Annotated in this window: 16 protein-coding genes and 2 pseudogenes; 15 read left to right on the top strand and 3 right to left on the bottom strand. The window is 35.8% G+C overall.

Annotation, left to right across the window (positions count from 1 at the left end):
- Window positions 1-77 precede the first annotated feature (77 nt).
- Window positions 78-407, top strand: coding sequence for a helix-turn-helix transcriptional regulator (locus CI949_RS07965; RefSeq protein WP_133529491.1), 330 nt, complete (start codon window positions 78-80; stop codon window positions 405-407).
- Window positions 408-462: 55 nt separating this feature from the next.
- Window positions 463-2,970 (top strand): CoA-disulfide reductase, encoded by a 2,508-nt coding sequence (locus CI949_RS07960; protein WP_133529492.1) that lies wholly within the window; start codon window positions 463-465, stop codon window positions 2,968-2,970.
- Window positions 2,971-3,088: 118 nt separating this feature from the next.
- On the opposite strand, the gene CI949_RS07955 is transcribed toward CI949_RS07960, so the two are convergent.
- A complete protein-coding gene (locus CI949_RS07955; protein ID WP_290764936.1) occupies window positions 3,089-4,465 on the bottom strand; it encodes an MATE family efflux transporter in 1,377 nt (458 codons plus the stop codon).
- 22 nt (window positions 4,466-4,487) lie between these two features.
- Window positions 4,488-5,402 (bottom strand): annotated as a pseudogene (locus CI949_RS20920) (AEC family transporter).
- A 373-nt stretch (window positions 5,403-5,775) separates the two neighbouring features.
- Between CI949_RS20920 and CI949_RS20915 the strand changes: the two are divergent.
- From CI949_RS20915 to CI949_RS07910, 8 genes and pseudogenes are all read left to right on the top strand, one after another.
- Window positions 5,776-5,919: pseudogene (locus CI949_RS20915) on the top strand (helix-turn-helix domain-containing protein); the annotation flags it as partial.
- A complete protein-coding gene (locus tag CI949_RS07940; protein ID WP_243733877.1) occupies window positions 5,855-6,064 on the top strand; it encodes a transposase in 210 nt (69 codons plus the stop codon). The pseudogene CI949_RS20915 and the gene CI949_RS07940, both read left to right, overlap by 65 nt.
- Before the next feature lie 142 nt (window positions 6,065-6,206).
- Window positions 6,207-7,571 carry a 23S rRNA (uracil(1939)-C(5))-methyltransferase RlmD gene (rlmD, locus tag CI949_RS07935; RefSeq protein ID WP_290764927.1) on the top strand — a complete coding sequence of 455 codons (1,365 nt, stop codon included), beginning with the start codon at window positions 6,207-6,209 and terminating at the stop codon, window positions 7,569-7,571.
- 160 nt (window positions 7,572-7,731) lie between these two features.
- The gene (locus CI949_RS07930) at window positions 7,732-8,004 is read left to right on the top strand and encodes a hypothetical protein (RefSeq protein ID WP_133529496.1); all 273 of its coding nucleotides are present in this window, start codon (window positions 7,732-7,734) and stop codon (window positions 8,002-8,004) included.
- 39 nt (window positions 8,005-8,043) lie between these two features.
- The gene (locus CI949_RS07925; protein WP_133529497.1) at window positions 8,044-8,262 is read left to right on the top strand and encodes an FmdB family zinc ribbon protein; all 219 of its coding nucleotides are present in this window, start codon (window positions 8,044-8,046) and stop codon (window positions 8,260-8,262) included.
- A gap of 123 nt (window positions 8,263-8,385) precedes the next feature.
- Window positions 8,386-9,528 (top strand): DUF362 domain-containing protein, encoded by a 1,143-nt coding sequence (locus tag CI949_RS07920; RefSeq protein WP_133529498.1) that lies wholly within the window; start codon window positions 8,386-8,388, stop codon window positions 9,526-9,528.
- A 17-nt stretch (window positions 9,529-9,545) separates the two neighbouring features.
- Window positions 9,546-10,040, top strand: a complete 495-nt coding sequence (locus CI949_RS07915) for a YfcE family phosphodiesterase (protein WP_133529499.1) — start codon at window positions 9,546-9,548, stop codon at window positions 10,038-10,040.
- Window positions 10,040-10,423 carry a YlbF family regulator gene (locus tag CI949_RS07910; protein ID WP_133529500.1) on the top strand — a complete coding sequence of 128 codons (384 nt, stop codon included), beginning with the start codon at window positions 10,040-10,042 and terminating at the stop codon, window positions 10,421-10,423. Before CI949_RS07915 ends, CI949_RS07910 begins: the two co-directional genes overlap by 1 nt.
- An 85-nt stretch (window positions 10,424-10,508) precedes the next feature.
- On the opposite strand, the gene CI949_RS07905 is transcribed toward CI949_RS07910, so the two are convergent.
- Window positions 10,509-10,730: a NifU family protein gene (locus tag CI949_RS07905; RefSeq protein WP_076544836.1), complete on the bottom strand. Its 222-nt coding sequence runs from the start codon at window positions 10,728-10,730 to the stop codon at window positions 10,509-10,511.
- Window positions 10,731-10,815: 85 nt separating this feature from the next.
- Here CI949_RS07905 and CI949_RS07900 point away from each other — a divergent pair, with 85 nt between their 5' ends.
- The 5 genes from CI949_RS07900 (at window position 10,816) to pyk (ending at window position 17,551) form a co-directional block, all read left to right on the top strand.
- A complete protein-coding gene (locus CI949_RS07900) occupies window positions 10,816-14,172 on the top strand; it encodes a DNA polymerase III subunit alpha (protein WP_290764916.1) in 3,357 nt (1,118 codons plus the stop codon).
- A gap of 141 nt (window positions 14,173-14,313) precedes the next feature.
- A complete protein-coding gene (gene mtrB, locus CI949_RS07895) occupies window positions 14,314-14,535 on the top strand; it encodes a trp RNA-binding attenuation protein MtrB (RefSeq protein ID WP_108142719.1) in 222 nt (73 codons plus the stop codon).
- 50 nt (window positions 14,536-14,585) lie between these two features.
- The gene (locus CI949_RS07890; protein ID WP_166637082.1) at window positions 14,586-14,762 is read left to right on the top strand and encodes a hypothetical protein; all 177 of its coding nucleotides are present in this window, start codon (window positions 14,586-14,588) and stop codon (window positions 14,760-14,762) included.
- 14 nt (window positions 14,763-14,776) lie between these two features.
- Complete coding sequence (gene pfkA, locus CI949_RS07885) at window positions 14,777-15,775, top strand: 6-phosphofructokinase (RefSeq protein WP_133529502.1); 999 nt, start codon at window positions 14,777-14,779, stop codon at window positions 15,773-15,775.
- A 21-nt stretch (window positions 15,776-15,796) separates the two neighbouring features.
- Window positions 15,797-17,551 (top strand): pyruvate kinase, encoded by a 1,755-nt coding sequence (gene pyk, locus CI949_RS07880; RefSeq protein WP_133529503.1) that lies wholly within the window; start codon window positions 15,797-15,799, stop codon window positions 17,549-17,551.
- Window positions 17,552-17,724: the final 173 nt, after the last annotated feature.

The following is a 17,724-nucleotide window of genomic DNA, read 5'->3' as shown; positions in this document are numbered from 1 at the left end:
TAAAAGAGCTTGACATTTTATTCACTATATCGTATTATTTAGATAAAGCAATGCAAATTAAGATTGGAGGTAAAAAAATGCCTTTTTTCACAGGTGAAGCGGGAAAAGAAATTTTAGAAAAACATGGAGATATATTAGAAAAAGAAGCAGAATTATTAAAAGCACTTGCTCATCCAGTAAGATTAATAATTGTAAAGGGATTAATGGCTGAAGAAGGCTGTAATGTCTCAGAAATGCAGCAGTGTTTAAATATCCCCCAGTCAACACTATCTCAGCATCTGGCTAAATTGAGAGAAGCTGATATTTTAAATAGTGAAAGAAATGGACTGGAAAGAAATTATTATGTTGTTAATAAGAAAGCTAAGGATATTATAAATGTACTTGAAGATTTTGAAGTAAATAAATAACTTTCAAATTATTTTTAAAAAGTTATTCAAAATGAAAATAATCAGGAGGGAAATAATGTCAAACAAAGTAGTTATAGTGGGTGGAGTTGCAGGTGGAGCCAGTACTGCAGCCCGTTTGCGAAGAATGGATGAAGATCTTGAAATAATAATGTTAGAAAAAGGAGAACACATATCTTTTGCCAATTGTGGTTTACCTTATCATATTGGGGAAGTTATAAAGGAAAGAGAGAAGTTATTAGTTCAAACACCTCAATCTATGGAAGACAGATTTGATATTGATGTTAGAATTCAGCATGAGGCTGTTAAAATAAATCGGGATTCAAAGGTAGTTGAAATTAAAGATTTAAAGAGTGGCGAAATTTATCAAGAAAGTTATGATAAACTGGTTTTATCACCAGGAGCAGAACCAATAAAGCCCCCACTTCCAGGTCTTGATTTACCGGAAGTTTTTACTCTCAGAAATATTCCTGATACAGACAAAATAAAGAATTTTGTAGATAAAAAGAAGCCCAGCCGGGCTGTAGTAGTAGGTGGTGGATTTATTGGTCTGGAAATGGCCGAGAATCTTCATGAGAGAGGAATAGAAGTTTCGGTTGTTGAGATGATGGATCAATTAATGGGGTCACTTGACTATGAAATGGCTGCTATGCTTCATAATCATCTTAGAACTAAAGGCATTGATCTACATTTAGGAGATGGCATAACTGCTGTTGAAGAAGCTAATGGAAGAAGGATAGTTGAACTACAGAGCGGTAGAACTATTAAGACAGATCTTGTTATTTTATCTATCGGTGTTAATCCAAGAACTAAGCTGGCAGAAGAAGCTGGTCTGGAAATTGGAAGCAGTAAAGGTATTAAAGTAAATGAATATTTACAGACTTCTGACCCCAGCATTTATGCTATTGGTGATGCTATTGAAGTTAAAGATCTAGTTACCGAAAGCCCTGTCAGAATCCCTCTTGCTGGTCCTGCCAACAAACAGGGGAGAATAGCTGCTGATAATATATGCGGCAGAAAAGAAACTTATAAAGGAACTCAGGGAACTTCAATTGCTAAAGCTTTTGATTTAACAATTGCTTCTACAGGTGCTTCGGAAAAAGTACTGAAAGACTTAAAATGGGATTATCAGGTGGTTCATACAAATTCTAATAATCATGCTGGTTATTATCCAGGGGCAGTACCGATGATGATTAAATTAATTTTTGCTCCTGATGATGGTAGGGTGCTGGGAGCTCAAATTGCAGGCTATGATGGAGTTGATAAAAGAATTGATGTTCTGGCTACAGCAGTTAGACAGAAAATGAACATTTATGATCTCCAGGAATTAGAACTTGCATATGCACCACCATTTGGTTCCGCCAAAGATCCTGTTAATATGGCAGGCTTTGCTGCAGGAAATATTCTAAATGGACTGGTTGAAGCAGCTTACTGGCAGGAATTAGAAGATATTAATCCTGAGCAGACAGTGATTTTGGATATTAGAGAAGAAGTGGAAACTCAGCTGGGCAGTATTGATTATTCAGTTAATATTCCTTTAAATGATTTACGAGATAATTTAGATCAGCTTAACCCTGAAAAAGAATATATAGTTTACTGTGCGATAGGTTTAAGAGGTTATATAGCTGCCAGAATATTAACCCAGAATGGTTTTAATAAAGTCCGCAATTTAAGTGGCGGCTATAAATTATACAAGGCAGTTAAAGATGATCAGGAACAGGTCATTGAAGATCCGGCTGAAGCAAATTATAATTCTGCTGAAAGTCCGGAAGAAGCAAATCTTGCTGCTAAAGATATGTTGAAATATGGCAAAGGAACCGTGGTTGAGCTTGATGCCTGTGGTCTGCAGTGCCCCGGGCCAATTATGCAGGTTTATAAAAAGATGGAGACAATGGAAAATGGTGATATGCTGGAGGTAACTGCAACCGACCCCGGATTTATGCAGGATATTAAAGCCTGGGCCAAAAATACTGGCAATACAGTCTTAAGAATTGAAGAATTAGCTGATAAAATTGAAGTTACCCTTTTAAAAGGAAAGTATGAGGGTAGTCAGCAGGAAAAAGACGCGGTTCAAAATACAGTTTCTCAACCAGTTCAGAAAGGAAAGACAATGGTAGTCTTTAGTGGGGAACTTGATAAGGCAATAGCGTCATTTATTATTGCCAATGGAGCGGCTGCTATGGGTAATCAGGTAACCCTCTTCTTTACTTTCTGGGGACTAAATATTTTAAGAAAAGATGGTCCTGTTAATGCTGATAAGAATATGATGGAGAAGATGTTTGCTAAAATGATGCCTCAGGGCAGTAAAAATCTTCCTCTTTCCAATATGAATATGATGGGAATTGGACCCAAAATGATCAGAGGAATTATGGAGAAAAAAGGTGTGGATTCTCTGGAAGAATTGATTGAAAATGCTGTGGATAATGGAGTGAGACTTGTTGCCTGTCAGATGACAATGGATATGCTGGGAATTAAAAAAGAAGAATTAATTTCTGGAGTTGAAGTTGGAGGAGTGGCAACTTTCTTAGGCTCAGCCGATGAATCTAATATGAGCTTATTTATTTAAATAAGAAAAGATATTTGAATTTAACCCCGGGCAAAGATTAACTTAATCTTTGCCCGGGGTTTTATAACTTATTATTAAATATAATTGAAAACTTATAATTATTTTCTAGAAAAAATTATCAAGTTTTCATATTCTTTCTTTTTTCCATCCTGACAAAAATATTTCTAAATTTTAACCACAGCCAGATTGAAGCTGGTAAAATACTGGCTGCCTCTGAAATTGGAAAAGCAAACCAGAGATATTCTAAACCGAAATAATGGCCCAGTAAATACATTACTGGAAGTAAGACAACAATCTGTCTTAAAAATGAGAAAATAAGACTGGGAAATCCATTGCCCAGCGCCTGAAAAGTAGTTGAAATAATTATTGCTGGACCAATAACAGGAAAAGCAATACTTATTTTCTTCAGGGCATTTGTACCTATTCTGAGCAGTTCAGGATCACTATTAAACATTTTAATTAATAGTTCGGGAACAGTTTGGAAAATGATAAAACCAGTTGTGGTAAAAGCAACTGCAACTAATAGGGTTGACTTAAAAGTTTTTTTCATTCTTTCTGGATTATTATGGCCGTAATTATAGCCCATAATCGGCATATAACCCTGATTGAGACCAAAAACAGGCATAAAAACAAAGGACTGGAGTCTGAAATAAATTCCGGCTGCTGCAATTGCAGTACTGCCAAATCCAGCCAGGATTCTGTTCATCCCTCCGAGCATAAAGCTGGCTAAAAACTGCATCACCATTGCCGGGAAACCAACTACATAAATATCTTTTATTATTTGCAGATCAAAAGAAAAATCTTTTAAAGAAATCTGTAGTTCATTTTTTTTACTGAAAAGCAGAATATAAATTAAAAAACTTCCGCTGATAATTCTGGCAGCAACTGTTGCAATTGCGGCTCCAGCGACTCCCATTTCAGGGAAAATCCAGATTCCAAAAATCAAAAAGGGGTCAAGAATGATATTAATGATTGAACCAATCAGCATGGCGACCATCGGTGTAAAAGTATTTCCCTCTCCCCGCAGGATATTATTGCTGATCATTGGGAAGAACATGGCTGTTGAACCAATAAGAATAATTTTGATATATTCACTTCCCATCTTAATCAAATTAGCTTCACTGGTAAATAACTGCAGAATTTGATCAGCAAATAATAAGCCTAAAATTGCGACTAAAACTCCGTAAAAAAGAGAAAGCATAATACTGTGTTCAGCTGCATTAACAGCCGCATGGTTATTATTTTCACCCAGGCGTCTTGAAATTAAAGAACTGGCTCCAACTCCGGTACCAACTCCAATTCCAATTAAAATAATTTGAATCGGAAAAGCCAGTGAAAGTGCAGATAAAGCATCAGTACTGATTCTACCAACATAAATACTATCTACCACATTATAAAGAGCCTGAATTGCCATTGCTATAATTGAAGGGACAGAAAGCCTCATTAAAAGTGGAATTATTGCCTCTGTACCAAGTTTTTGAGAATTACTCTGCATCTTAATTTCCTCCAGTTAATTATCATTTAATATAAGTTGTTAAAAAAGATATTAAAGGTATACTTAATGCGGCCATCAAAGTAGATAAAAAGAGACTTTCTGCTGCAAAAATATAATTACCCTCATATCTTTCAGCGAAAATTACTCCATTGGCAGCTGCAGGCATGGCAATCTGCAAAACTAGAATAGTTCTAATTGGGTCAGCAATCTTAAAAAAGTTTAAAATCAAAATTGCTGCTGCAGGAATTAATAATAATTTTAAAGTCGAATAAGCGATTATGTTTAAATCTTTAAAAATCCCTGAAATTTTAATCTGAGCCAGACCGCTGCCGATAACCAGCATTGAAAGAGGAAAGGTAGCCTCTGCCAGCATGTCTACTGCTGTCATCACAGCAGTCGGGAGCTTGATCCCAGTTAACATTAAAAACAGACCAATGATGATTGCAATTACTCCATTATTTAAAATGTCTCTTAAATTGATTTTTTTAATCTAATTGTCACGCAAAAAGAGACTGGTACCATAAGTCCACAGAAAAACATTAAAAACCACCACTCCAATTGAACCAAAAAAGATGCCGTTCTCAGGAAATATAACATCTATTACTGGCAGTCCCATATACCCAACATTACCAAAAATAAGGAAAAACTTAAGAACTAATTTTTTATCTTTTGAAATGGGAAAAAACTTTGTAATTATTGAAGCCAGAACTATTAATATCAGATAAAAAGCAATCCAGTATAAAAATAAATTAAAAAAATCTCCCAGCATTTTAGCATTAATATTGATCTGTAGTGAGGAAATTAGCATAGCAGGTAGAATCAGATCTAAAAGCAGCTTAGAAATGGCTCCAGTTTCTTTCTGATCTAAGTGCTTGCTGCGTCTGAGAAAATAACCGACAGCAATTAGTAAAAATAATGATATTATTTGAGTGATCACAACCTGAAAATTCAAAAAACTGCCTCCTCCTGAAGTAGCTTTAAATTAAGAAGATATTTTAAAATTTATAATTAAATTTGTTTATAATTCATAAATATTCTATCAAATAATTCTACCACAGAAGCATTGAGCTGTAAAGCCAGCTTGATAAGCAGTAGTTTTTTGTGATAGAGTGAAAGTCTGCTCGCAAACCTCGAGGGCTTGCCCGAGGAAAGAGAAGACGGTTTTGAATTTTAAGTATTATGTTTAACTATTAAATATTCTAAAAATAAAAACAAATGTTTGTTTAACCTCTTTGTTTATGGTATAATACCTGTGAGGAGGTGCAAGCATGACAGACAAAAATATTATAAGAGAATAAGGATATAAGTTCAGGCTATATCCTAATAAAAAACAAAAAATATTAATAAATAAATCAGTTGGTTGTACAAGGTATATATATAATCATTTTCTTGCAAAAGCTAAAGCAGATAAATATAAAACATATACTGAATATTCCAGGCAGCCAGCTCTGTAATAACTGCGGCTATAAAAATGAAAAAGTTAAAGATCTAAAAATAAGAAAATGGAAATGCCCTGAATGTGGAGAAGTTCATGACAGGGATATTAACGCTAGTGTTAATATTTTAAATGAGGGATTAAAAATACAAAAGGCAAGTTAGAAGATATACCGTAGGACTTACGGGATTTTAAGCCTGTGGAGATGGTGGGTTAGCACTTCTAAGAAGCAGGAATCCTCGAGGGCTTGCCCCGAGGAGGGTCAAAAACTTGATAGGGATAAGTTAATAATAATTTTATAGAGGAGTGCCAATTTTGAGAAAAGGTGAAATTAAAACTTTTAGAATAGAAGATTTAGCCCACGGTGGGGACGGTGTAGCCAGAGCGGAAAATGGAATGGCTGTTTTTATCTCCCTTACTTTACCGGGTGATCTGGTAAAAGCTAAAATAACTAAGATTAAAAAGGATTATGCTTTTGCTAAACTAATAGAAGTGGTGGAAGCTGGAGAAGGCAGGACTAAAGCTCCCTGTCCGGTATATAATGAGTGTGGAGGCTGCCAGCTCCAGCATATAAACTATAAAAAAGAACTGGAGTTTAAAAAGAATAATATTAAGCAGTTAATCAATCGAATAGCAGAGATTGAAGATTTTAAATTAAGAGATGTACTGGCTGCAGATGACGACTTTCGCTATCGCAATAAGGCTCAATTTCCACTGGCGTTAAATGAAGATGATCAGATAACTGCCGGTTTTTATAAAAGAGGAAGTCATGATATTGTTCCCAACCATAACTGCTTAATTCAGCATCCTTTAATCAACAGAATTTTAAGAATAACTTTAAAAGAATTAAATAAATTTCAGATCAGTGTCTATAATGAAAATACTCTGCAGGGACTTTTGCGGCATCTGGTGATTAGAGTCGGTACCTGCACCAATCAGGCTCTGCTGGTAATGGTCACCAATGGTGATGATTTTATCGATAAGAATTTAATTGCCAGGACTTTAATGCGCAAGATTCCAGAACTGAAGGGTGTAGTTCAGAATATTAATAATCAGAATACCAATGTGATTTTTGGTAAAGAAGATATACTATTAGCAGGAGAAAATAAAATTACTGAATATATTGGTAAGACAGGATATTTAATTTCTGCCCGATCATTTTTTCAGGTTAATACTATGCAGGCTCAAAAGTTATATGATACTGCAGCAGATTATATCGGAGATGATCACGGTGCTAGAGTAGTCGATGCCTTTTCTGGTACCGGCAGTATTGCACTTTATCTTGCCGACAGGGTAGAAAAGGTATATGCAGTGGAATCTTTAAAAGCAGCTGTTAAAGATGCCAGAGCCAATGCTGAACTAAATAATATTAATAATGTAGATTTTGAGCTGGGGCTGGTGGAAGATAAGCTGCCAGAAATTATAGAAAGAGATCAAATTGATTCAATTATCTTTGATCCCCCCCGAAAAGGACTGGATGAAAAAACTATTCAGCTGCTGCTTGCTAATGAGATAAAAAAAATAATCTATATTTCCTGTAATCCTGCTACTCAGGCCAGGGATTTAAAAAGTTTAAAAGAAAAATATAGACTGCTTGAAATCCAGCCTGTAGACCTTTTCCCACAGACTTATCATATAGAGTCTGTGGCATTATTAGAACTAAAAAATTAAAATAAAAAGCTTATAGCTGCTTAAATTAGCGTTATGCTGCTTTTAGCAGCCTTAGATTGTAAATTAATAACTTGCTAAATGACTTTAATTTATGATATATTATTATAAAGTTGGATTTTACTTTAAAATAAAGAGAAACTCCATAACTGGAGGTTAAATTATGAATTTATTTTTATTAATTATATTTGTACTTGTTGGAGCTGCCGGACTTGTTTATAATGTTGACTCTGGAGTCTTTATTGGTCTGGGATTAATTCCCTGGCAGATATTAAAAATTAAGTTAAAGCGAAAATTTGTTTTAACTGCCATAATTATTAGTTCAACTGCTGGTCTTGGCTATTTCATCTATCATTCTAAATGGTTAATAGCTGCTTTGTTTGTTTTTATCCAGCTTTATAATTACTGGGGATATTTAAATATTGTCAATGAATAAAAATTAAATTTTAAAAAAGGATATGAAGGAGGAATAAAAATGCCGACATATTTATATGAGTGTGAAAAGTGTGGAAGATTTGAAGAATTTCAAAATATTAATGATGATGCTTTAGAGGAATGCCCTGAATGCAGTGGTGAAGTTAAAAGGATTATTGGTTCACCCGGGATAATTTTTAAGGGATCTAATTTTTATGTTAATCAGGATAAAAAGGATTCAACTAAGGCTAAAGAAAATAAGAGTGAAAAAGTTTCTTAAAGCTATTTATTTAGCTATTTAGAAAGTATTAGCTAAATGAACTAAAAATCACACAAATAAGCCGGCCTTAGTGCCGGTTTTAATTTTTCCTGGCACCTTATAAAAAAGAAAGTGGGTAAGCAGATGACCATTGTAGCTGCAAAAAAATGTGAGACATATCAAACAGAAGAATTGACTGAAAAAATGAGTTTGCTGCTGGAGGAACTTGGTGGACTTAAGAGATTTGTTAATTCTGGTGATCGGGTAGTTTTAAAAACCAATCTTTTAATGGGGAAGTCTCCCGAAGCAGCAGTAACCACCAATCCAAAGTTTATTAGAGTGCTGTCTAGAATGCTCAAAGAAATTGGAGCAGAGGTGGTGATTGCTGACAGCCCAGGTGGCCCTTTTAATGATAAGCTGCTGAAAAGAGCCTATCAAAAATCAGGTCTTTATCAGCTGGCTAAAGCAGAAAATATTGAACTAAATTATAACACTGATTCCAGAAAACATGAATATCAAGCAGGTAAGATAAATAAATCTTTTCAGCTGGCATCTTATTTGGAAAATGCTGATCTGGTAATTAACCTGCCGAAGTTAAAAACTCACGGCTTAACAATGTATACTGGAGCAGTTAAAAATCTATTTGGCTGTATTCCTGGAGTCTTAAAAGCAGAGTATCATTTAAGAATGCAGTCTGTTTATGATTTTTCGAGAATGTTAAATGATCTGGCAGGGCTGGTGGCACCAGAATTGACAATAATGGATGCAGTTGTAGGTATGGAAGGGGAGGGTCCTTCTAATGGACGGCCAAAGCACTTTAATTATTTACTGGCATCAACTTCTCCCTATTATTTAGATCTGGCAGCAGTTAGCCTGCTGGGAATTAATCCGGAGGAGAAAGTTCCTTCGATTAAGGCAGCTCTGGCAGATGGGATATTAAAAAAAGTAAATTTAGAGCTCAGGGGTGATCAGCTCCAGGCTCCTGCTGAAGTAGAGATTCCAAAAATTGAAAAGGAAAATAATTTGCTTGATGCAAGATTGCCTGATTTTTTATCAGATGTTTTAGAAAAATTTCTGCGTCCCAAACCAGTCTTTAAAGCAGATAAATGTATTGGCTGCAGGACCTGTGCTGAAAACTGTCCCCCTGAGGCAATTACAATGATGAATAATTTTCCAGAAGTGGATTTAGAAGAATGTATTCGCTGTTTCTGCTGCCAGGAGCTCTGCCCATATGATGCTGTTGAAATTAAATATCCACTGCTGGCAAAGTTGTTTTTTTCAAACTAATGGAGGTTTAATAACTAATGAAGATTGGAGTTGTTTCAGATACACACCTGCCCAATACAGGTAAAGATTTTCCGGAAGAATTGATAAAAGAATTAAAAAAAGTAGATTTGATAATTCATGCTGGTGACCACTGTGAATTAAGATTTTTAAATAAGTTAAAGTCAATTGCAGAAGTTAAAACAGTTGCTGGGAATAGAGATAGTTATCAATTACAGAAGAAGTTAAAAGATAAGATTACTTTTGAAGCAGGTGGGAAGAAGATTTCTGTTATTCACGGCCATCAGTTTCGGGGTAGAAATATTTTGCAGGGATTAAATTACAGTTTTGTTGACAGTGATATTATTGTTTTTGGACATACACACCGACCTTTTAATGAAAGAGTTAGTGATAAACTATTTTTTAATCCAGGTTCACCTACTGATAAACGCCTGGAAAAAAACTATACATTTGGTATAATAGAGATTGAAGAAGAAATAAAAGCTGAAATTAAAATTTTGAAGGAGGAATCTTAATGTCAGTACATGATACAGCTAGAAGACTACAGAGAAAATTAAAAAATTCTGATCAATATCAAAATTACCTTGAACTGCGTAAAAAGGTAATGGCCAAAGAAGGTTCAAAAAAAATGCTGCGTGATTATCAGAATTTGATGATGGAAATGCAGACAAAAAGAATGTCTGGAGAAGAATTAAGTGAGGAAGACAAAGAAAAATTGCAGAACCTGCAGAATTTTATTGAGATTAATAATAATGTAAAAAAATATTTAGAAGCAGAGTATGCCTTAAGCCAGACAATCCAGGATATTCAAAAGATAATTTTTTCTGACATTGAAGTGGGAATCCCAGAAGAAGAATTGAATTCAGAAAAAGATGAATCAGAAGTCGAAACTGAATAGTAAATCATAAATAAAAAAAGCATCCCTTTTGAGGATGCTTTTAAAATCTTTTTTTAGTATTAAAGGCTTAAAACTTTTTGAATAATTAAACAGGTTTTACTTCCTTAACGCCATCAACATTCTGTTTTAAAGTTCTCTCGATACCATTTTTTATGGTTAAGGTTGACATAGGACAACCACTGCAGGCTCCTAAAAGCTTAACTTTAACAACACCATCTTCAGTAACTTCGACGAGTTCAACATCTCCACCATCAGCCTGAAGACTTGGTCTGATTTTATCAATATATTTTTGTACTTCTTCTTTCATTCTTGCACCTCCTAAATTGACATTTGATTATATTATACAAAAAAACTCAAGATTTTACAAGCCTAAATTTAAAGGAATGGTTTAAATGTCCAATTTTGTCCATCTTCACAATCATACAGCCTTCAGTCTGCTGGATGGAGTAATTAGAGTGGATTCGCTGATTAAAAAGACAAAAGAATATGAAATGCCAGCTGCTGCTATTACTGATCATGGAGTACTCTATGGGATGATTGATTTTTATCGAAAGGCAAAAAAAGAGGGGATTAAGCCGATAATTGGGGCGGAAGTTTATCTTGCTCCCGGCAGCCGCTTTGAAAAAAGCAGGAAGCGCTATCATCTGGTACTGCTGGCTCAAAACAAGCAGGGCTATCACAATCTAATTCAGCTGGTTTCCAAAGCGTGGCTGGAAGGTTTTTATTATAAACCCCGAGTTGATAAAGAGCTGCTGGCAGAGTACAGTCAGGGCATAATCTGTTTATCTGCCTGTCTGCAGGGGGAGATTCCTCAGCTTTTGCTTAACGGCAACTATGATCTGGCTAAAAAGGCAGTTTCTGACTATCAGGCTATTTTTGGCAGTGAAAGTTTCTTTTTAGAACTGCAGGACCACAATCTTCAGAAAGAAAAAGAGGCAACACAGGGTTTATTAAGACTGAGCCGAGAAGAAAACATTCCGGCTGTTGTAACAAATGACAGTCATTATTTAAATAAAGAAGATGCTGAATTGCAGGATATTTTGCTGGCCCTGCAGACTGGAACCACTGTCGATGATGAAAACAGGATGACCTTTAGCGGGGAGGAATTTTACTATAAGTCTCCAGCTGAGATGAGAAAACTTTTTCCTAATTTTGAGTCTGCCTACCAGAATACGGTTAAAATTGCAGATAGAGTAGAACTTGATCTTGATTTTAATCATTTTTATCTACCCGATTATCCTGATTTAGGGGAAGAGAAATCGCCTGAGGATCTTTTGAAAAAATTGTGTTTTAAAGGTTTGAAAACAAAGAAGATGGATTCTAATCAACAGGCAGTAGAGAGGCTTAAATATGAGCTTAGAATAATATTTGAAATGGGTTATGCAGCTTATTTTTTAATAGTCTATGATTTTGTTAAGTATGCAGAAGATAATGGAATAATGGTCGGGCCGGGGCGAGGTTCAGCTGCCGGGAGCCTGGTGGCTTATCTCTTAAATATAACCAAGGTTAACCCTTTAAAATATGGACTGATTTTTGAGCGCTTTCTAAATCCAGAGCGGGTAACAATGCCGGATATCGATATTGATTTTGACGAGAACCGGGATCAGATCATCGAATATGTAAAGGAAAGATATGGAACCGAAAGAGTTGCTCAGATTGGAACCTTTGGTACCATGGCTGCACGGGCGGCAGTCAGAGATGTCGGGAGAGTGCTGGCTATTCCCTATGGTAAAGTTGATCGGGTAGCAAAGCTAATTTCTTCTCGAAAGGGAATAGAGCAGTCTGTTAAAGATCAAAATAAACTACAAGAGCTTTACCAGAATGATGGAGAAATCAAAGAATTGCTTGACTATGCCCGTGGGGTAGAGGGCCTGCCCCGCCATATTTCAACTCATGCAGCTGGAGTAATCATCGGGGCTGAGCCGCTTGCTCAATTGGTACCTCTTCAAAAGCAGGATGAGAGCGTAATTACTCAGCTGCCGATGGGAGATTTGGAAGCACTGGGACTTTTAAAGATGGATTTTTTAGGTTTGCGAAATTTAACAGTGATTAAAAACACTTTACAATTAATCGAGGAGCGCCGTGGTAAAAAAATAGATATTGATAATCTTCCACTTGATGATCAGGAAGTATATGAATTCCTATCTACAGGTAAAACAGCCGGTGTTTTCCAGATGGAGTCCTATTTATTTCAATCTTTAAATAGAAAGATGAAGCCGGATCGTTTTAATGATCTGATAGCAATGCTGGCTCTGGGACGGCCAGGGCCATTAGGAAGTAATATTGTTGATGATTTTATTGATATCAGGCACGGCAAAAAAGAGGCTGAGTATCTACATCCTAAATTAAAGCCTATTTTAGAAGAAACCTTTGGCATGATTTTATATCAGGAACAGGTAATGGAAATTGCAAGTACTCTGGCTGGATACGGTATGGGTGAAGCTGATCTTTTGCGCCGGGGGATGGGAAAAAAGAAACTAAAACTTGTTGCTGCAGAAAGAGAAAAATTTGTTAAGGGAGCGGTGGAGCGGGGCATTGCAGAAGCTACCGCTCAGGAAATTTTTGATCAGATGGAGTATTTTGCGGGTTATGGTTTCAATAAGTCACATTCCACTGCCTATGCTTTTCTGGCCTATCAAACTGCTTATTTAAAATATCATTATCCAGAAGAATTTATGGCTGCTCTTTTTTCTTCAATTATGGGAAATCAGGATAAAATTTCAGATTATATTAAAGCTTCCCGGGAAATTGGACTCGAAATTCTGCCACCAGACATTAATCAAAGCTGTCATGATTTTACTGCTGAAGCTGAGGGTAAAGTCCGCTATGGTTTAAAGGCAATTAAAAATGTAGGATCAGCTGCAATTAACGCTTTGATTAAAGCCAGGAAAGAAAAAGAATTCAGTTCTTTACTTGATTTTCTCAAGCGGGTTGATATTTCTGCGCTCAACGTTCAGAGTCTGGAGGCCTTTATTAAAGCAGGTGCCTTTGATCAGATTGCTGTCAGCAGAGCTTCACTGCTTTTAAATTATGAGGATTTATATAATAAGTATAATAATTTATCAAAACATCGAGCCCAGGGACAGCAGTCATTTGCAGAGTTATTTGAGGATCAGAATGAGTTTATGGAAGAGGATTTAAATTATACTGAGGTTGATGAATTGAAAACTGAAACTATTTTAGAGCAGGAAAAGGAATTTCTGGGAATTTATCTTTCCGCTCATCCTTTAGATCAGTATCAGGAAAAACTTAAATATTTAAAAACTTATTCGCTGGCTGAAGTTATTGATGCTTCCGAAGGCCAGAAGGTTTTAACAGCAGCTTATCTAATTAATTATAAGGAACATATAACAAAGCGCAATAATAAAATGGCCTTTTTAACAGTCAGTGACCGAGATGATAAGATAGAGGTTATAGTCTTTTCTGATCTTTTTAGAAAAATTAATTTTGATTTAAGAGAAAATAAAGGCCTTTTGATTTATGGAGAAAAAAGTGATGGACAGCTGATTGCTAAAAAAATAATTTCTTTAAATCAAAAATTGCTCTTAATGAACATTTCGGAGCTTTCTCAAAGAAGAATTGCTAAATTAAAAAGATATTTGCTAAAAAAAGAAGGTAATGTACCGGTTCTGTTGAAAAGAAATAATAAGCTGATAATTACTGCTGATAAGTATAACATTGACAGCAGTCAGCAGACTCAAACTGAACTGTCTCGAGCGATGAAAAAATCTGAATATAAATTTCTTTAAGATTGGAAATGTTTTTAGTTTCTTTGACTCTGAGTCGAATGAATTTTAAAATTTTGCTAAACTTTGTGTTAAAAATGTCAAAATTTCTTGACAATGCTTTTTTGCTTATTATATTATTAAGTGGATAAAGGAGGAAAAATTATGGATGTTAATGCTGATTATATTTTAATTAAGGCTCTAGAAGATGGAGTTACAATTATTGGTTTAACCAGAGGTAAAGATACCAAATTTAATCATACAGAAAAATTGGATAAGGGAGAAATCCTGGCTGCTCAGTTTACCGAAAATGTTTCTGCAATGAAAATTAGAGGTAAAGCTGAGATTATGAGTAAGCACGGTAAAGTCAATTCTGAAGGCAAATAAAGGCTTTGTTTTCTGATCTATTCGGGTCAGAATTTGAAAGGAGCTTATAAATGTGGCAGGTAGTATATATAGCTTCCTCAAAAGAGGAAGCTGATAATATTTTAAAAATTATGGAAAAAGAAGGCTTTATGGTTCAGGTTGATGATGCCGGATCTGGTAGTTATCAGATCAAGGTACCGGCAATTGAAGCTGAAGAAGCCTATTCCTGTTTACATAAAAATTTTTAATTGGAGGTATAGTAATGAAAAAAGTCGCAGTACTAACAAGTGGAGGAGATGCTCCAGGAATGAACCCTGCTATCAGATCGGTAGTTAGAACAGCTATCTACAAGGGTCTGGAAGTAGTTGGAGTAAGACATGGTTATAAAGGTTTAATTGAAAAAGATTTTTTCCCAATGCAGAGAGGTTCAGTTGCAGATATTGTTCAGCGTGGTGGTACAATTTTACTTTCGGCACGCTGTGATGAGTTCAAGACAGAAGAGGGTAGAAAAAAAGCTTATGCTAATATGAAAGAAGAAGGCATAGATGCTCTGGTTGTAATTGGTGGAGATGGTTCTTTAAAAGGTGTACAGAAGATCAATGCTGAGAGTGATATCAAAGCAGTCGGTATCCCCGGTACAATTGATAATGACCTGTCCTGCACTGATTATACAATTGGTGTTGACACAGCTATGAATACTATTTTAGATGCAATCAATAAGATTAGAGATACAGCCACCTCACATGAGAGAACATTTGTAATCGAATGTATGGGGCGTGATTCTGGTTATTTGGCCTTAATGACAGGTCTGGCTGGAGGAGCGGAATATATTCTGGTTCCAGAAATTGATTTTACACCACAGCAAGTTTGTGATAAAATTACACAAGGATTTGACAGAGGTAAGTTACACAGTCTAATTTTAATTGCCGAAGGAGTTAAGGCTCCATTTGCTGATTTAAGTGAATACAACGGCAGTCCCGGAATGGCAATGGGAGATTTAATTAGAGAAAAAACTGGTATGGAAACCAGAGTAACTATTTTAGGTCACCTGCAGCGTGGTGGAAGTCCAACCGCTACAGATAGAATCGTTGCCAGCCGCATGGGTGCTAAAGCAATTGACTTATTATTAGAGGGTAAAAGAGATAAAATGGTCAATTATAAAGATAATTCAATTGGTTACTGTAAGATTGAAGATGCAATTAAAAAGACTGAAACAATAAATATGGATATTTATGAGCTAGCAAATATTTTATCAATGTAAGTTAATAATTGGGAGGTTAATATGAGAAAAACGAAGATAGTATGTACTTTAGGTCCAGCAACAAATGACAGTGAAATAATTAAAGAAGTAGTAGAGGCAGGAATGAATATTGCCCGCATGAACTTCTCTCATGGAGATCATGATGAACATAAACAGAGAATTGATATGGTTAAAAAAGCAGAAAAAGAAACAGGTAAAACTGTTGGTTTAATGCTTGATACCAAAGGACCTGAAATTAGAACCGGAGAAATGAAGGGTGACAAGATTCAGCTGGAAGCAGGTAATGAGCTTATTATTTCTAAAGAAGATGTTGAAGGTACCCCGAAGAAAATTTCTGTATCTTATAAAGATTTAGCTGAGGACATGGAAGTTGGCAATGAAATTTTAATTGATGATGGTCTAATTGGTCTGGAAGTTACAGCAATCGATGGTGATGATGTAGTAACTAGAGTAGTTAATGGTGGAGAACTTGGTTCTCGCAAAGGTGTTAACCTGCCGGGAGTTAAGGTGAGTCTTCCTGCTTTAACAGAAAAAGATATTTCTGATATTCGCTTTGGTGTCAGCCAGGGAATCCATTTTATTGCAGCTTCCTTTGTTCGTAAGGCAAGTGATGTTATTGAAATCCGTAAAATTTTAGAAGAAAGCGGAGATGAAGACATCTTTATTATTGCAAAAATAGAAAATCAGGAAGGTGTAGAAAACCTTGATGATATTTTAGAAGTAGCAGATGGAATTATGGTTGCCCGTGGTGACCTGGGAGTAGAAATTCCACCAGAAAAAGTACCAATAGTTCAGAAGATGATGATCAGAAAGTGTAATGAAGCATCTAAGCCTGTTATTACTGCAACCCAGATGCTGGATTCTATGATCAGAAATCCTCGACCTACAAGAGCTGAGGCTTCTGATGTTGCCAATGCTATTTATGATGGAACAGATGCAACTATGTTATCTGGAGAATCTGCAGCCGGTAAATATCCTGTAGAATCAGTAAAAACAATGGCTCAGATTGCTTTGGAAGTTGAAAACTCTGAGAGTTATAAAGAGAAATTTGCAGGGAAATATGAATTTGCAGCTGATTCTGTAACTGCTGCAATCTCACTTGCTACCTGTCAGACTTCCGAAGAACTGGGAGCAGAAGCTATTATTACCTCTACCGGTTCCGGTCTAACAGCCCGTACAGTTTCTAAATATAGACCTCAGACACCTATTATTGCCGTTACTCCAAATAAGAGAGTATTACATCAGCTGGCAATGACCTGGGGAGTTTCTCCATTATTAGCAGCCAGAAGTTCTACAACTGATGAAATGATGGAAAATGCTGTTTCAACCGCTTTAAATCATGAATTAATTGAAGAAGGAGACTTAGTTACAATTACTGCTGGTACTCCTGTTGGTATTTCTGGTACAACTAACTTAATTAAAGTTGATGTTGTTGGTAAACCAGTTGCTAATGGTCAGGGAGTTGGCAAAGGTATTGTAGTTGGTCCTGCTAAGTTAGTTAAGACAGCAGAAGAAGCAATGGATAAAATTGAAGAAGGAGACATTATGATTGCTCCGATGACTGACCGTGACTTTGTACCTGCAATGAAGAAAGCAGCTGCAGTAGTCACCTACAGTGGAGGCTTAACCTCACATCCAGCTATCGTTGGTCTAAACATTGGTATTCCTGTAGTAGTTAATACAGGTGATATCAGTGATGACTTTAAAGATGGTGAAACAATCACTGTAGATGGAGTAAGAGGCTTAGTCTACAGAGGTCAGGCACATCTTAAGTAAATCTAAATAAAATATAAAAATAAGTCGAGGGCGAATATTATTTCGTCCTCTTTATTTGTCTCTGGGGGATAATCAAAAGTTTAATTTAACAGGAAATCTAATTTATTTGCTATTTTTTTACCTCAGCACTTTACAACAATAAAGTAATAAAGTATAATAGAGTAAAATAAGTC

It is taken from the genome of Halanaerobium sp., from assembly GCF_003070835.1.
The sequence above is the reverse complement of the archived record's forward strand: the minus strand, read 5'-3'. Positions and strand labels throughout refer to the sequence as shown.

Bases quoted from the DNA above. Each gene is read 5' to 3' on its own strand.
- CI949_RS07920 (WP_133529498.1), top strand. From the start codon at position 8,386: ATGACCATTGTAGCTGCAAAAAAATGTGAGACATATCAAACAGAAGAA.
- CI949_RS07925 (WP_133529497.1), top strand. From the start codon at position 8,044: ATGCCGACATATTTATATGAGTGTGAAAAGTGTGGAAGATTTGAAGAA.
- CI949_RS07910 (WP_133529500.1), top strand. From the start codon at position 10,040: ATGTCAGTACATGATACAGCTAGAAGACTACAGAGAAAATTAAAAAAT.
- CI949_RS07890 (WP_166637082.1), top strand. From the start codon at position 14,586: ATGTGGCAGGTAGTATATATAGCTTCCTCAAAAGAGGAAGCTGATAAT.
- pyk (WP_133529503.1), top strand. From the start codon at position 15,797: ATGAGAAAAACGAAGATAGTATGTACTTTAGGTCCAGCAACAAATGAC.
- pfkA (WP_133529502.1), top strand. From the start codon at position 14,777: ATGAAAAAAGTCGCAGTACTAACAAGTGGAGGAGATGCTCCAGGAATG.
- CI949_RS07930 (WP_133529496.1), top strand. From the start codon at position 7,732: ATGAATTTATTTTTATTAATTATATTTGTACTTGTTGGAGCTGCCGGA.
- CI949_RS07955 (WP_290764936.1), bottom strand. From the start codon at position 4,465: ATGCAGAGTAATTCTCAAAAACTTGGTACAGAGGCAATAATTCCACTT.
- CI949_RS07965 (WP_133529491.1), top strand. From the start codon at position 78: ATGCCTTTTTTCACAGGTGAAGCGGGAAAAGAAATTTTAGAAAAACAT.
- CI949_RS07900 (WP_290764916.1), top strand. From the start codon at position 10,816: ATGTCCAATTTTGTCCATCTTCACAATCATACAGCCTTCAGTCTGCTG.
- CI949_RS07905 (WP_076544836.1), bottom strand. From the start codon at position 10,730: ATGAAAGAAGAAGTACAAAAATATATTGATAAAATCAGACCAAGTCTT.
- CI949_RS07960 (WP_133529492.1), top strand. From the start codon at position 463: ATGTCAAACAAAGTAGTTATAGTGGGTGGAGTTGCAGGTGGAGCCAGT.
- CI949_RS07915 (WP_133529499.1), top strand. From the start codon at position 9,546: ATGAAGATTGGAGTTGTTTCAGATACACACCTGCCCAATACAGGTAAA.
- mtrB (WP_108142719.1), top strand. From the start codon at position 14,314: ATGGATGTTAATGCTGATTATATTTTAATTAAGGCTCTAGAAGATGGA.